The 14512-nt window shown below is 64.3% G+C and carries 12 protein-coding genes; 3 read left to right on the plus strand and 9 right to left on the minus strand.

Features of this window, described 5'->3' with window-relative positions:
- Positions 1 to 119: 119 nt before the first annotated feature.
- The 4 genes from AB433_RS16770 to AB433_RS16785 all read right to left on the minus strand — a co-directional run bounded on the left by AB433_RS16770 (position 120) and on the right by AB433_RS16785 (position 4922).
- Entirely contained in the window at positions 120 to 1511 is a 1392-nt protein-coding gene (locus tag AB433_RS16770) for a sensor histidine kinase (RefSeq protein WP_047822645.1), read from the minus strand.
- A complete protein-coding gene (locus AB433_RS16775) occupies positions 1508 to 2245 on the minus strand; it encodes a response regulator (RefSeq protein WP_047822648.1) in 738 nt (245 codons plus the stop codon). The genes AB433_RS16770 and AB433_RS16775 overlap by 4 nt, the downstream gene beginning before the upstream one ends.
- Positions 2246 to 2330: 85 nt before the next feature.
- Positions 2331 to 2873 (minus strand): EF-hand domain-containing protein, encoded by a 543-nt coding sequence (locus AB433_RS16780; RefSeq protein WP_047822650.1) that lies wholly within the window; start codon positions 2871 to 2873, stop codon positions 2331 to 2333.
- A 237-nt stretch (positions 2874 to 3110) separates the two neighbouring features.
- Positions 3111 to 4922, minus strand: a complete 1812-nt coding sequence (locus AB433_RS16785) for an aminopeptidase P family protein (RefSeq protein ID WP_047824371.1) — start codon at positions 4920 to 4922, stop codon at positions 3111 to 3113.
- A 143-nt stretch (positions 4923 to 5065) separates the two neighbouring features.
- Between AB433_RS16785 and AB433_RS16790 the strand changes: the two genes are divergently transcribed.
- From AB433_RS16790 to AB433_RS16800, 3 genes are read left to right on the plus strand one after another with little or no spacing between them, the layout of a single operon-like run.
- The gene (locus AB433_RS16790) at positions 5066 to 7159 is read left to right on the plus strand and encodes a S9 family peptidase (protein ID WP_047822653.1); all 2094 of its coding nucleotides are present in this window, start codon (positions 5066 to 5068) and stop codon (positions 7157 to 7159) included.
- Entirely contained in the window at positions 7156 to 7641 is a 486-nt protein-coding gene (locus AB433_RS16795; protein ID WP_047822656.1) for a DUF2939 domain-containing protein, read from the plus strand. Before AB433_RS16790 ends, AB433_RS16795 begins: the two co-directional genes overlap by 4 nt.
- A gap of 19 nt (positions 7642 to 7660) precedes the next feature.
- Complete coding sequence (locus AB433_RS16800; RefSeq protein WP_245626697.1) at positions 7661 to 8047, plus strand: acyl-CoA thioesterase; 387 nt, start codon at positions 7661 to 7663, stop codon at positions 8045 to 8047.
- A gap of 4 nt (positions 8048 to 8051) precedes the next feature.
- Here AB433_RS16800 and AB433_RS19635 read toward each other — a convergent pair whose 3' ends face one another.
- The 5 genes from AB433_RS19635 to AB433_RS16825 form a co-directional block, all read right to left on the minus strand.
- Entirely contained in the window at positions 8052 to 9758 is a 1707-nt protein-coding gene (locus AB433_RS19635) for a GGDEF domain-containing protein (RefSeq protein WP_156170869.1), read from the minus strand.
- A gap of 94 nt (positions 9759 to 9852) precedes the next feature.
- A complete protein-coding gene (gene ald, locus AB433_RS16810; RefSeq protein ID WP_047822661.1) occupies positions 9853 to 10971 on the minus strand; it encodes an alanine dehydrogenase in 1119 nt (372 codons plus the stop codon).
- A gap of 131 nt (positions 10972 to 11102) precedes the next feature.
- Positions 11103 to 11471, minus strand: a complete 369-nt coding sequence (locus AB433_RS16815) for a response regulator (RefSeq protein WP_053059302.1) — start codon at positions 11469 to 11471, stop codon at positions 11103 to 11105.
- A 170-nt stretch (positions 11472 to 11641) separates the two neighbouring features.
- The gene (locus AB433_RS16820) at positions 11642 to 12031 is read right to left on the minus strand and encodes a histidine kinase dimerization/phosphoacceptor domain -containing protein (RefSeq protein ID WP_047822664.1); all 390 of its coding nucleotides are present in this window, start codon (positions 12029 to 12031) and stop codon (positions 11642 to 11644) included.
- A 112-nt stretch (positions 12032 to 12143) separates the two neighbouring features.
- Positions 12144 to 14489 carry an FtsK/SpoIIIE family DNA translocase gene (locus AB433_RS16825; protein ID WP_047822666.1) on the minus strand — a complete coding sequence of 782 codons (2346 nt, stop codon included), beginning with the start codon at positions 14487 to 14489 and terminating at the stop codon, positions 12144 to 12146.
- Positions 14490 to 14512: the final 23 nt, after the last annotated feature.

Here is a 14512-nt window from a genome sequence, read left to right on the forward strand (position 1 = left end):
TTGAGCCCCTCAAACGCCGGGCGCGGGCCATCCGGCCCGCTTGGCTTCCTCGCATAAGCTCGGGCGGCCGTTCGGCCTTGCGGGAGTCGCTGCGCGCCCCGAGCGCTGACCAGCCAATGTCAGGACAATGGCAGCCTGATCTCCGCCACCAACCCACCATCGGGCCGATTTCGCAGCGCCAGAACCCCTCCGTGCTGCTCGGCAATGGCGCGGGCCAGCGTCAGCCCGATCCCCGCGCCGCCGGTGCCGCGATTGCGGCTGGGGTCGCCGCGCTCGAACGGCTCCATCATCCGTGAGATTTCATCCTCGGGAATGCCGGGGCCCTCGTCGGCCACGCGGATCACGGCATGGCCGTTCTCCTTCGCCACCGTCACGCACGCACCGCCCGCATAGCGGATCGCGTTGGAGGCAAGGTTGCGGATCGCGCGGCGCAGCCATGTCGCGCGTACGGGTAGCACTACCCGCTGCGTATCGCCCAGTTCGATCGGCTCGCCCATGTCCTCGAACTCCTCGATGACAGAGGCGGTCAGCGCGGACAGTTCGGTCGGCTCCACCGGGTCGGACGGGCGGCCCACGCGGGCCAGCGACAGGATATCGTCCAGCGTACGAGTGAGGTCCTCGATCGTGCCCGCCATCTTCGCGCGCTCTTCCTCGTCCTCTACCGATTCGATCCGCACGCGCAGCGCGGCCAGCGGGGTTTTCAGGTCGTGCCCGATTGCGCCAAGCATCACGTTCTTCTCGTTCAGCAGCGCGCCGATCCGCGCTTCCATCGCGTTGTGCGCAGCGATCAGGCTGCGTGTATCGACCGGCCCCTGCGGCTCCACCCGGCCATCGGGTTCCAGCGTAGGGTTGGCCGAAAACGCCTCGACCCGCGCGGTAAGAGCCTTCAATGGCTTGGTGATCCGGCGCAGAATCACGGCAATCGCGCCCATCAGCACGATGTAGATCAGCACCGTCTGCATCAGCAGCGTGCGCAGGAAATGCGGATCGCGCGGCGCGCGCATGGCGCGGGCGATCTGCCAGGTATCATCGCCTTCCAGCCTGCTGGCTGCGATCACGACGCGCATTTTCCTTGCCCGGCGCACGCCGCGCACGTCTTCCATGTTCACATTCGGGGGCAGGAACCGACGCATCAGCTCTCCGTCGAGCTTGCGTTCGAAAACCTGCAACTCCGCTACGTCCCGCCCCTGGTCGCTCAGCAGGGCGCGAAGCTTTTGCTCCATCGCCTCGTTCCGGTAATCGTTCTTGCGCAGGGGGCTGTCTTCGGCACTGATCAATCGTGCGAGGCGCGGTTTGCGACCGCCGGGACGGCGCAGTTCGCGCCCGTTGCCATTGCGCAGGATGCCTCCGCCGATCAGGCGAAAGGCCAGCGCGTGGACGATGGCGTTGCTCTCACGCTCCGTCTGCGCGCGCCATGCAAGGCCCGCGCCGATGCCCTGCGCGACCAGCAGGGCCAGCGCGACAGCCAGCAACATCTGGCCCTGAAGGGATCGGGGGAGGAACCGCCTCATGCCACCACGGGATCGGCCCGCGACACGTCGGCGGCCAGCATATAGCCGCCGCCGCGCACGGTCAGGATCAGGCGCGGATCGGTGCGATCTTCCTCCACCTTGCGGCGAAGGCGGCTGATTGCGTTGTCGACGCTGCGGTCGAACAAGTGCGCTTCACGCCCCTGCACCATGTCGAGCAGGCGGTCGCGGTCCAGCACTTGTCGCGGATGGTCCAGAAACGCGCGTAGCAGGCGATATTCGGCGGACGAAATCGCGACGACCGCGCCTTCGGGATCGGTCAGGCGGCGCTTCAGCGGATCAAGCCGCCAGTTCTCGAACACATAATCCTGCTCAATCGTTGGCGCGGCTTCGGCGCGGGTGGCGCGGCGCAGGACGGAGCGGATGCGCGCGACCAGTTCACGCGGCTCGAAGGGTTTCACGACATAGTCGTCGGCCCCGATTTCCAGCCCGACGATGCGGTCCGTCGCCTCGCCCCGCGCGGTTAGCAGGATCACCGGGGTCTTTTGCGTTTCGACAAGATGACGGCACAGCGACAGCCCATCCTCACCCGGCATCATGATGTCGAGCAGGACGAGGTCGGCCGGTTGTTCGCGCAGCATGGTGCGCGCCGCGGCGGCGGAATCGGCCTGCCGGACGGCAAGGCCCTGCTTTTCAAGGTAAGCGCCCAGCGGTTCGCGCAGGTCTTTCTCGTCATCGACGAGGAGGATACGATCGGGGGCCTGCTGGTCGTTCATCGGTCTCTCGGCTTCTGTAACGGATCGGGGCGCCCCTGCACACCGTGCCGAAGCGCCCCGCTCTTGTCGTCTGGTATCAGGCGGCTCAGTCGGCCTGGCGCGCCTCGCGGCGTTCCTGCCACTTGGCCTTCATCGCCTCGCGGGCCGCCTTGCGTTCCTCGACAGTAACGGTGCCATTGCCGTCCGCGTCCATCTTGGCGAAGTGGCTGGCCACGCCCGCATCGAATTCGGCGCGGGTGATGACTCCATCGTTATTGGTATCGGCCATCTTGCCCATCATGCGCATGCCGTGATGGCCGCCGCGCTTGCCGTGATGGCCACGCATGCCGTCGCCGTCACCGCGTTTGCCGCGCATTTCGTGATGCGCCGCAAATTCGGCTTCGCTGATCGAACCGTCGCCATCGGTGTCGAGCTTGGCAAAACGCTGCGCCTTGCGGGCGTCGCGGTCGGCCTGATCGAGCTGGCCATCGCCGTTTACGTCCATCTTGGCGAACATCTCGCCCGACTTGGTCTGCGCATCGGCCAGCGACATCGGACCTGCGTCCTTCATCATGCCGGGCGCGGCATAAGCCACGGTGCCCAGCGCAAGCGTTGCGACACCGGCGGCAATCATCGTCTTCTTGATCATCTCTCGTCCTCTCGATTCGGTCGGCCGCGATCCAGATGCGGCCAGAAAAATGGGTGAAGTCGCGATGACGACGGCGCGGGCTTTGGGGGAGGGGACATCAGGGAGAACCCGGGTCATCGCCCTCACGACTTCTGTCACCCCTTCTACGCCCGGCCTGTCGCAGCATTATCCCCGATATCGAGAGATTTGTCGTAGTTTGTATCAGTGGCAAAACACCGTTCACTTACCCGACAGGCTTCACCCCTCCAGCGGCGCACACTGAGCCTCTACCCACGCCAGCGCCGGGCCGGACAGGCGCGGGCTGACGACCGAGAGGACCTTGGCGTGATAGCTGTCGATCCAGTTGCGCTCCGCCCGGCTGAGCAGCGATACGTCGATCAGGTCGCGGTCGATGGGCGCGAAGGTCAATGTCTCGAAACCCATCATGTCCTGCTCTGCGCCCTCGATCTTGCGCGGTTCGACCAGCACGAGGTTCTCGATACGGATGCCGTACTCGCCGGTCTTGTAATAGCCGGGCTCGTTCGACAGGATCATGCCGGGCAACAGCGCCTGTTCCTTGGTCCCGCGGCTCTTGCCGATATTCTGCGGCCCTTCGTGGACCGAGAGGTAGCTGCCGACGCCGTGGCCTGTGCCGTGCGCGAAATCGACACCCGCCTGCCACAGGAACTGCCGCGCCAGCGTATCGAGCTGGCTGCCGACGGTGCCCTTCGGGAACACCGCCATGGCCAGCGCGATGTGGCCTTTCAGCACGCGGGTAAAGCGGTCCTTCACTTCGGCGGGCGCTGCGTCCGGCCCGACCCAGACTGTGCGGGTGACGTCGGTGGTGCCGTCGCGATACTGGCCGCCGGAATCGACGAGGTAGACGCTGTTGGGTTCAAGCGTGCGGTTGGTATCCTCGCTCACCCGGTAATGGACAATTGCCCCATTCGGCCCCGCGCCGCTGATCGTGTCGAACGACAGGTCGGTCAGGCGGTCGCTTTCGCGCCGCAACGCTTCGAGACGATCGGATGCGGAGAGTTCGTCGATCTCGCCCGACGGACCTTCGCGGTCGATCCAGCTGAGGAACTTCGTCAGTGCGACCCCGTCGCGGGCCTGCGCGGCACGGTGGCCGTCCTGCTCGGCAGCCGTCTTGATCGCCTTGGGCAGGACGACCGGATCACGCTCTTCCTTGATGGTCGCGCCTGCGTCGTCCAGCGCCTTGAAGATCGCCGCGACGGCGCGTTCGGGGTCGACGGCCACGGTCTTGCCGTGCATCGCGGCCAGCGCGGCCTCGAACTCGGCACGGTCGCTGACTTGCACTTCGTTGCCGAGATGCGCGGCGAGGTCGGGCGTAACCTTACCCGGATCGATGAACAGCTCCGCCGTCCCGTCGGCGCGGACCACCGCGAAAGACAGCGCGACCGGCGTGCGCGACACGTCGGACCCGCGCACGTTGAACAGCCAAGCGATGGAATCGAGCGCAGTGATGACGGTCGCGTCATAGCCATTAGCGGTCAGCCACTCGCCAATCTCGGCGCGCTTGTCGGCGCTGGACCGGCCCGCCAGCGCATTGTCGTGCGGCACCGCCGGAGCGGGGCTGGGTTCGGGGCGATCCTGCCACACGTCGTCGACCGGGTTGCTGTCGAGCGCGATCAGCGCCGCGCCACGCTTGGCCAGCGCCTTTTCGACCCCCTTGGCCCAGCCGCGCGAATGGAGCCATGGGTCGAACCCGATGCGCGCATCCTTCGCCGCGTTTTCGCCCAGCCATTGGGCCGGGCTGGTTTCGGGCACGCTCTGGTATTCCCACAGTTTGCCGTCGACCTGATCGCGCACCTGCAAGGTATAGCGGCCGTCGACGAAGATCGCGGCCCCCTTACCATTGGAGGTGTCCGCCAGAACCACCGCCGTACCCGCCGATCCGCCGAACCCGGTCAGCCACGCTAGGCGCTGCGCATATTCGCCGACGTATTCGCTCATATGCTCGTCGCTGATCGGGATGACGAAACCGTCGAGGTCTCGGCGCTTCAGTTCCTCTCGCAAGGCGTGGAGGCGGGCTTCGTGGGTTTGCATCAACATTGCGTCGGTTCGCTTTCAAATCGGGGCGGGACCTTTCGCCAGCGCCTTGCGGCACCGTGCGCGCGTCCATAGATGCAGCGTAACATAGAGCGCATGACGCGCCCTTTCCAGCCGACCTTCGACGAAAGGCCTTTCCTTTGAGCGATACCGCAACCGCCCTGTCCGGACCGCCCCGCGCCGTGAAAAAGCCGCACAGCTTCACGCACCACCACATTACCGTGGAGGATCCGTACAACTGGCTGCGCGATCCGGGCTATCCGCGCGTGACGGACGAGGAGATCCTGACCCACCTGAAGGCCGAAAATGCGTGGTTCGAAACGCGCATGGCCCCGCACGAAGGCCTGATCGAAACGCTGTTCAAGGAGATGCGGGCGCGCATCAAGGAAGACGACGGATCGGTCCCGCAAAAGGACGGCGACTGGTACTATTGGGTCGAATATCAGGAAGGCGCGCAATACAAGCAATGGTGGCGCAAGCCCGCCGCCGGTGGCCGCGACGGGACCGAGGGCAAGGTCGTCATCCTCGACGAAGCCGCACTGGCTGAGGGCCACGAATATTTCCGGCTGGGCGCATTCTCGGTCAGCATGGACGGTACGAAGCTGGCCTATGCCATCGATACCGACGGGTCGGAGCGATTCAATGCGCGGATCAAGGACCTGACCACCGGCGAGCTGCTGGAAGACACGATCCCCGGCACGCTGGGTTCGCTGGTCTGGGTCGCGGGCGATAGCGGGATCGTCTACTCGCTTGCCAACGAGAACTGGCGCACCGACAATGCGCGGCTGCACCGGATCGGCACGCCAATTGCGGACGATGTCGAACTGTTCCACGAGGATGACGAAGGATTTCGCGTCGGGTCCGGCCTTTCAGCCGATGAAAAATGGCTGGTCATCGGCAGTTCGGATCACGAGACGAGCGAGGTTCGCCTCGTCCCCGCCGCCGATCCGACCGCAGCGCCGATCCTCGTGCGCGAGCGCAAGGCGGGCGTGGAATACGACGTCGATGTGGCGGGCGACACCGTCTGGGTCCACACCAACGACGATCACGAGAATTTCCGGCTGGCCAAAGCCCCGCTGGCGGCCCCCGGCGCTTGGGAAACCGTGCTGGAAGGCAGCGATGATTTCTACCTGACCGGCTTCGACCTGTTCCGCGACTTCTTCGTCACAGAGGGTCGTCTGGCGGGGCTCGATCAGGTGCAGGTGCGCCGTTACGACAATCCGACCGTGGCCGAGCCGGTTGAATTCCCCGAAGCCAGCTATAGCGCCGGTATGGCCGACAACCCGGAATTCGATACGCAGGTCCTGCGGCTGTCGTACAACTCGATGATCACACCGGGCACGGTCTACGAATACGATCCGGCCAGGCGCGAACTGACCGTGCTGAAGGTGCAGGAAATCCCCTCGGGCTACGATGCCTCGCAATACCGGACAGAGCGGGTGACGATTACCGCGCGTGACGGGACAGAGGTGCCGGTTTCGCTGATGATGCGGGCCGATACCCCGCTGGACGGAACCGCGCCGCTGCACCTCTATGGCTATGGTGCATACGGCCACGCGATCTCGCCCTATTTCTCGACCGGGCGGCTCAGCCTTGTCGATCGCGGTTTCATCTTTGCCATCGCGCATATTCGCGGCGGCGACGATCTGGGGCGGCGTTGGTACAAGGATGGCAAGCTGACCAAGCGGACCAACACGTTCAATGATTTCGTCGATGTAGCCAAGGGCCTGATTGCCAAGGGCTATTCGTCGAAAGGCCGCGTCACCGCGTCGGGCGGTTCGGCGGGTGGTGAGCTGATGGGCGCTATCGTCAATTCCGACCCCGACATCTGGGGTGCGGTGGTGGCGCAGGTGCCGTTCGTCGATGTTTTGAACACGATGCTCGATGCCTCGCTGCCGCTAACTCCTGGCGAATGGCCGGAATGGGGCAATCCCATCGAGGACCCCGCCGCGTTCGACCTGATCCGAAGCTATAGTCCCTACGATCAGGTCAAGGCTCAGGCCTATCCGCCAATGCTGGTAACGGGCGGCCTCAACGATCCGCGCGTGACCTATTGGGAACCGGCAAAGTGGGTGGCTCGTCTGAGAGAAATGAAGACCGACGAAAACGAGTTGCTGATGAAGATGAACATGGGCGCGGGCCACGGCGGCAAGTCGGGCCGGTTCGACAGCTTGCGCGAAATTGCCGAGGAATACGCCTTCGTCCTCTGGCAGACCGGAACGGCCTCCGCTTGAAACGCCTGATTGTCCTGCTGATCGTGGCCGCTGCCGTCGCCGGCGGATGGTTTGTGGGGTCGCGGTTTTACGCACTCTACGACCTGCGAGAGGCGGCGCGGTCGGGCGATGTCGCGCGGCTGGAAGGGCGGGTCGATTTCCCGGCTTTTCGCGACTCGCTGAAGGCCGAAGTCGGCGGCGCGATCGAGCGCGAACGGATGGGCAGCAGCGATCTCGGCACCCGGCTGGCCAAGGCCGGGGCGGGGCTGGCCATTGACGGCCTCGTCACGCCCGAAGCCGTCGCCACGCTCGTGCGGAGCGGGCAGGCGGCGGGCGTAACCGTCGCGCGGCGAGAGGATGCGACCGAGCCAGTCGAATGGCACATCGAAGGAGACGGCCTCCACGCATTTAGGCTGGTGACATCGGATAGCGATGGCGCGCTGATATTCCGGCGCGACGGGCTGGGCTGGAAATTGGCGGGAATCGATCTCGATGGGATCTGATCCGGATCGCCGTTTTCGCATGACGTTCACTGCCGGGGCGGAGCACATCGATTTCATGGGCCACGTCAACAACGCGGTCTGGCTGCAATGGGCGCAGGATATCGCCACCGCGCATTGGGAGGCGGTGGCCGATCCCGCCCATGTCGAGGCATACCTGTGGGTCGTGACCCGGCACGAGATCGACTATCGCGGCAATATTGCCGAGGGCGAGAGTGTGATCGGCGCAACCCGGATCGAACAGCCGCCGACGGGCGCCCGGTTCGAACGGTTGATCGATTTCATGCGTGCTGAAGGCGGCAAGCCGCTGGTCTCGGTTCGCTCAACCTGGGCGATGATCGCGCGTGATACGGGTCGCCTCCAACGCGTGCCACAGGATGTGGCGAAACGTTTTCTGCCTGCCGAATAGGCGTTCAGGGCCGGACGGCCTGACGCCGATCCTGCACGCGGCGCTCGCGGGCGGGGGCGTCGAAAACCTGGATACGCTCTGAAATCAGGCGGTTCCGTCCGCTGTATTTCGCCTCGTACAACAAGCGATCGGCGTGGCTGTAGAGCTGGCGCATGGTCGATGCCCCGCCCGGCGGGCTTTCGATCAGGCCCATGCTGGCCGTAATCGGTCCGTCGATCCCATCAACCTCGTTGGCGATGCGGATCGTGATGGCGCGGCGCATCTGTTCCGCCCGCTGCTGAATGTGCGATCCGCGCAGCATGACGACAAATTCCTCTCCGCCCATGCGGAAGGCGATGCCATCCCGGTCAGAGGCGAGAACGGCGGCGACTTCCTGCAACACGCGGTCGCCGGTCGTGTGACCGAACTGGTCGTTGACCATCTTGAAGTGATCGAGATCGACGACGGCCAGCGCGTGGAACCCGTCGGACCGCAATTCGACAAAGCGCTGCTCGAACGCGCGGCGGTTGAAGATGCCGGTCAGCGGATCGAGGTCGATCAGGTTGGTCAGCGCGTCCAGACGCGCGCTCTCCCGCTCTTTTTCCTGCCGGATCGAATCGACGTTGCTGACCATCGCCATCGTGCCGAAGGTCGCGGTCAGCATGGTGCCCCCGAACAGCAGGAAATCGATCCAGTCGCTGCCCACGGCCAGCCCGGTCGCGCGCGACGCATTGGCAACATAGACCAGCGCCATGGATCCCCACATCGCCATGTGGAAACGCGCGCGGGTGCATCCGTTACCCAGCGCCTCTGCACAAGCGGCAGCCGCGCCGATGAAAAGCAGGACGGGCAGGACCAACAGGACAACCGGACCCAGCGGGCGCAACGGTTCCAGCGGCAGGCACAACAGGGTGACGATCGTGAACGTCGCAATCGCGCCGCCCTGCAAAAGCTTGCGCCGGTTCTCACCCAGTTCGGCATCGGTCATGTGGTGGGTCAACAATCCGGCCCCGATACAGGCGGGGGCAAACAGGGCCAGAGTAGAAAGCCAGACGATCGTCCCCAACCGCAGGTCCAGCACGAAATGGATCATCCCGCTGGCAGTCAGCGTCAGCAACAGCAGGCTGCCCAGCGTGGCCGTCATCCACAGGGCCGCGCGCTGGCGCATCAGGCTATAGGCGGCCACATGGTGGAAAAGCGACACAAGGATCATCCCGATCACCACCGCGACAGCCAGCATGCCTTCGTGGCTCCACCCCAGCGAATCGGCGTCGCCATGCTGGTCCTGCAACCATGCCCGGGTGCTGAGCCGGGCGGTCCAGGGCTTTTCTATCGCGACGACCAGCCCTGTCGCACCTGCAAGGTCGGGCAGAGGCAGTGCGAATTTGGGGCCGTTGGCATAAATATCGACGTCGGCCATGCGATAGGACCGCGACCGGACCGGACCATCCGGCCCCATCGCGATCAGAGTCATCGTCTGGAACCGGCCGATGTCGGTCACGAAATGCGTCACCTGCATCCCGGCGATGTCGGTCGGGGTAAAGAACAGCCACGCCACCGGAGGCGAATCGGCGAAATCGGTATTGTCGCAGACCCATTCGTTGGTGGGGGGAAGCTCTGGGTGATCGGGCCCCGCGTTCAACACGGTAGAAGCATGGCAACTGGCGCGCACAACTTCACCCGCCCGCGCAGAGCCGGGCCAGGCCGCCACCGCAATCAGCGCAAGCGACACCAGTAAAGAGCGAATCCCACCAACCATTGCGATCAGATTGGCACCGATCGCTTGCATTCTGGTTAACCGGAGGAAAACACCCCTCCGATACGGATCAGTCGGCCAGTACGGCCTCTACCGGTGTGTGGTCATAGCCCAGTTCCTGCGCCACCGCCCCAAACGTGACCTTGCCCGCGTGAACGTTCAGACCGGCGGCCAGATCGGCATTGGCGCGCAGGGCGGCTTTCCAGCCCATGTCGGCAATCGACAGGGCATGGGGCAACGTTACGTTGTTCAGCGCATAAGTGCTGGTCCGCGCGACCGCGCCCGGCATATTGGCCACGCAGTAATGCACGATGCCATCGACCACATAGGTTGGATCGGCATGGGTCGTGGCATGGCTGGTTTCGAAACACCCGCCCTGATCGATGGCAACGTCGACCAGCACCGCGCCCTTTTTCATCGAGCTCAGCATGTCGCGGCTGACCAGCTTTGGCGCGGCGGCACCGGGGATCAGGACCGCGCCGATCACAAGGTCGGCCTCGCAAACGGCTTCGGCAAGGTTGGCCTTGTTCGAGAAGCGGGTCTTGGCGCGGCTTTCGAAATACATGCCCAGCCGTTCCAGCTGTTCGGGGCTACGGTCGAGGATAGTGACATCGGCGCCAAGGCCCACCGCCATCTGCGCCGCGTTCCAGCCGACCACGCCGCCGCCGATCACGGTCACTTTGCCCGGCATCACGCCCGGTACGCCGCCCAAAAGCACGCCGCGCCCGCCATGCGCCTTTTCCAGCGCGGTTGCCCCGGCCTGAATGCTCATCCGGCCCGCGACCTGGCTCATCGGTTTCAGCAGGGGCAAAGTGCCGCCGGGTCCGGTGACGGTTTCATAGGCGATGCCGGTGACACCCGATTTCACAAGGTCTGCGGTCTGGTCGGGATCGGGTGCGAGGTGGAGGTAGGTGTAGAGCACCTGCCCCTCGCGCAGCTTGGCGCGTTCTCGTGCCTGCGGTTCCTTGACCTTCACCACCATCTCGCACTCGGCAAAGATCGGGTCCGGCCCGTCGACGATTTTCGCCCCGGCCTCGACATAGTCGGTATCCTTGGCATCGATGCCAAGGCCTGCGCCGCTTTCGATCCAGACCTCGTGCCCGTGCGCGATCAATTCGTGTACGCTTTCGGGTGTCAGGCCGACGCGATATTCGTGGTTCTTGATTTCGCGGGGGCAGCCGATGCGCATTTTCGGTTTCCTGGCAATGAGAGGGGCCATCGTTCAGCCGCTCGTTACATTCGCAACCGGTTTGTGGCAATGCTAACGATCTGCGAAGTGCGTATCACTGCGTCGCGTTCCCGATCGAACCGGGTATTCCTTCAGGCCAGCGCGTTGCGCAGATCGGCGGGCGAGATCGGTTTGATCAGCACCCGGTGCGGGTTGTTCGATGCGATCCGGTCCATCGATTTCGGCTCGTTCGATCCGGAAATGAAGACGATCTTCATCATCGGCAGCGTCGCCTGCACCGTTTCGGCGACGTCCACCCCATCGCGCGCGCCGCCAAGGCGCAGGTCCATCAACACGTAATCCGGTTCGCGGTCGAGGATGACGGCTTCGGCATCTTGCGCATCGTGCGCGGTGCCCACCACTTCGGCACCGTAAAATTCGCAGAGGTCCTGCAGGTATTCGGAAATCAACACGTCGTCATCGACGATCACGATACGCTTGGCTGGCGGTCTTTCAGACACAGGCATCCCAACCGACCGGCCCGCAGGGAAATTGTAATTTCACGCAGGTACCGTCGTCGTTTTCTACCCGAAGCTCGCGTTTTAGCTGGCGAACGAGAGCGCGCAGGATACGCGATCCGGTGCCGCCCCGGCTTGGTTCGTTTGGGTCGAACCTTGCGTCGCCTTCTCCGCTATCTTTCACAATTAAATTCGCAATTTGTTTCGTCGGATCGGCGCAAGTGTACATGGATGGTCCCCGTCTTACCAATGGGAAATGCGTGGCGCACCGCATTGGCGATCAGTTCGTTCGCCAGAAGCCCGACGGTGTTTGCGATCTCATAGTCGATGAAAACCACGTCACTTGTGCAGGAAAGCTCGATCCCGCGTTCGGCCAGAGCTTGCCCTTCCGATATCTTGCGGGTCATTTCGCGCAAGTATCGGCCAAGGTCGATTTCCGAATAGGACGCCGATTGCAGCGAGAGTTCGTGAACGGTCGCCAGCGCGCGGACGCGGTGCGACATCGCGCCAAAAGCCAGCGCCGCCGCGGGATCGGTCCCCTGCTTACCATAGTCCGTCGGCACCGTCCTCGATCCCCGGTCTGCGCCGTCCCTGTGCGCGACACGCAAGGCATTTACGCTCGAAAAGGTTAGATACAGGCCAACTTTTGCGTTTCCCTTAGGATGGGCCGCGCGGTCACAGCACGTTGCCGTCCCGGTCGCGGTAGATCTCTCGTCTGCCGACATGGTTGGCAGGGCCGACAAGACCGTCCTTCTCCATCCGCTCGATCCATTTGGAAGCAGTGTTGTACCCCACGCCCATCTGGCGCTGAATCCAGCTGGCCGAAGCCTTCTGGTTTTCGAACACCATCTGGCAGACCTGTACGTATTTGCGCTGTTCGGGATCGTCGCTTGCATTGTCGATGTCGTCAAAGGCGAAGCCGCCGTCCTCTGGCTCTTCGGTGACAGAATCGACGTATTCGGGGCTACCCTGACCGCGCCAGAACTCGGCGACTTCCTCCACCTCCTCGTCGGATACGAACGGGCCGTGCACGCGGGTCAGCGGCTTGGAGCTGGCCTTGTAGAGCATGTCGCCCTTGCCCAGCAGCTGCTCCGCGCCCTGTTCGCCCAGGATCGTGCGGCTGTCGATGCGGCTGGTGACGTGGAAGCTGATCCGGGTCGGCATGTTCGCCTTGATCACGCCGGTGATGACGTCGACCGACGGGCGCTGCGTCGCCATGATCAGGTGGATGCCAGCCGCGCGCGATTTCTGGCTGAGCCGCTGGATCAGCACCTCTATTTCCTTGCCGACCGTGATCATCAGGTCTGCCAGTTCGTCGACGATCAGCACGATCTGGGGCAGCGGTTCGTAATCGAGCTGCTCTTCCTCGAAGATTTCCTCGCCCGTTTCGGGGTCGAACCCGGTCTGGACGCGGCGACCCAGCGGTTTGCCCTTGGCGGCGGCGGCGCGGACCTTTTCGTTGAATCCGGCAAGGTTGCGGCTGCTGATGCTCGACATCATGCGATAGCGCCGCTCCATCTCCTCCACCGCCCATTTCAACGCGCGAACCGATTTGTGCGGTTCGGTAACGACGGGGCTGAGGAGGTGCGGAATATCGTCGTAGGTCTTGAGTTCGAGAACCTTGGGATCGATCAGGATCAAGCGGCACTCGGCCGGTGTCAGGCGGTAGAGCAGTGACAGCAGGATCGCGTTGAGGCCCACCGATTTACCCGAACCCGTCGTACCTGCGACCAGCAGGTGGGGCATCGCGGCAAGGTCGGCGACGATGGGTTCGCCCGCGATGTCCTTGCCGAGGATGATGGGCAGCATCCCCTTGTGATCGCCGAAGGCCTCGCTCTCGATCAGTTCGCGGAAAGAGACCATCTGCCGGTCGGCATTGGGAAGTTCGATGCCCATCACCGTCTTGCCCGGAATGGCCGAGACGCGGGCGCTGATCGCGCTCATGTTTCTGGCGATGTCGTCGGCAAGGCCCATGACGCGTGCGGCCTTGATACCCGGCGCAGGTTCCAGCTCGTACATCGTCACGACAGGGCCGGTGCGCACAGCGGTGATCTCGCCCTTGACGTTGAAATCCTCCAGCACGTTTTCCAGCAGGCGCGCGTTGCGTTCCAGCGCCAGCTTGTCGAGCTTGTGCCCGCTTTGGTCCGGCACTTCGGCCAGCAGTTCCGGGCTGGGGAGCGAGAAGGTGCTGTCGAACAGGCTCGGCTGCTTGGGCTTCTTCGCCTTGGCGACCGGTTTTGGCGGCAGTGCGGGGTCGGCGATTTCGGGTGCTCGGCGTTCGCGGGTGTCGACAATCTCCGGCTCGTCGTCGACCATCGCCTCGCGCTTCGGTTGCTTCTTCGCGCGCTTGGGCTCGACAACGATGCCGCGATCGTCCTCGCGGTCACGCTTCAGGCCCAGCGGCAAGGTCAATAGCGATGCCCAGTCGATGGCGAAGACCCTGCCCACGGCAAAGGCCCCGCCGATCAGCGCCAGCACGGCCAGTGCAAGGATCACCCAACCCGCCCACGCATCGGGCGCGACGGACGACACGGCGTAGATCAGCTTCGACCCCAGCAGGCCCGCGATACCGCCCATTCCGGCGGGCAGGCCCCAGACCTCGCCTTCGACCAAGAGCGCCAGCACGCTGGCCAGCAGCACCATCGCCAGCGCCAGCAGCGCCAAGGGCCGCCACCAGTGCGGGCGTTCAACCTCTTCATGCTCGGCCAGTTGCCATAGGCGGCGGGCAAAAACCCACAGCATCGGCAGCAGCAGTACCGAAACCGGCCCGAAGGCAAGGAACAGCCCGTCTGCCGCATAGGCCCCGGGCGCACCCATCCAGTTCGCACTCGTCCCGCCTGCGGCAGTCGAGAACGAGGCGTCGGTCTGCGTATAGCTCGCCATAGAGAGCGCAAGGAACACGCCCAGCAGCGCCAGTGCCGCCGCGCCCAGCAGTTCGCCGGTGCGGTTCACGCTGCGCTTAAGCGCGGCACGCCAGTCGGGCGCCCTGCGCGCAGGTCCTCTGACGGCTCGTGTTGCCATGATCTCGGTTCCCCGTTCGTTCA

The organism is Croceicoccus naphthovorans, from assembly GCF_001028705.1.
Classification (GTDB): domain Bacteria; phylum Pseudomonadota; class Alphaproteobacteria; order Sphingomonadales; family Sphingomonadaceae; genus Croceicoccus; species Croceicoccus naphthovorans.

What these genes read in the sequence shown, in the direction of transcription:
- AB433_RS16775 (WP_047822648.1), bottom strand. Translation starts at nt 2,245, where the DNA reads ATGAACGACCAGCAGGCCCCCGATCGTATCCTCCTCGTCGATGACGAG.
- AB433_RS16800 (WP_245626697.1), top strand. Translation starts at nt 7,661, where the DNA reads ATGACGTTCACTGCCGGGGCGGAGCACATCGATTTCATGGGCCACGTC.
- AB433_RS16785 (WP_047824371.1), bottom strand. Translation starts at nt 4,922, where the DNA reads ATGCAAACCCACGAAGCCCGCCTCCACGCCTTGCGAGAGGAACTGAAG.
- AB433_RS16770 (WP_047822645.1), bottom strand. Translation starts at nt 1,511, where the DNA reads ATGAGGCGGTTCCTCCCCCGATCCCTTCAGGGCCAGATGTTGCTGGCT.
- AB433_RS16825 (WP_047822666.1), bottom strand. Translation starts at nt 14,489, where the DNA reads ATGGCAACACGAGCCGTCAGAGGACCTGCGCGCAGGGCGCCCGACTGG.
- AB433_RS16780 (WP_047822650.1), bottom strand. Translation starts at nt 2,873, where the DNA reads ATGATCAAGAAGACGATGATTGCCGCCGGTGTCGCAACGCTTGCGCTG.
- ald (WP_047822661.1), bottom strand. Translation starts at nt 10,971, where the DNA reads ATGCGCATCGGCTGCCCCCGCGAAATCAAGAACCACGAATATCGCGTC.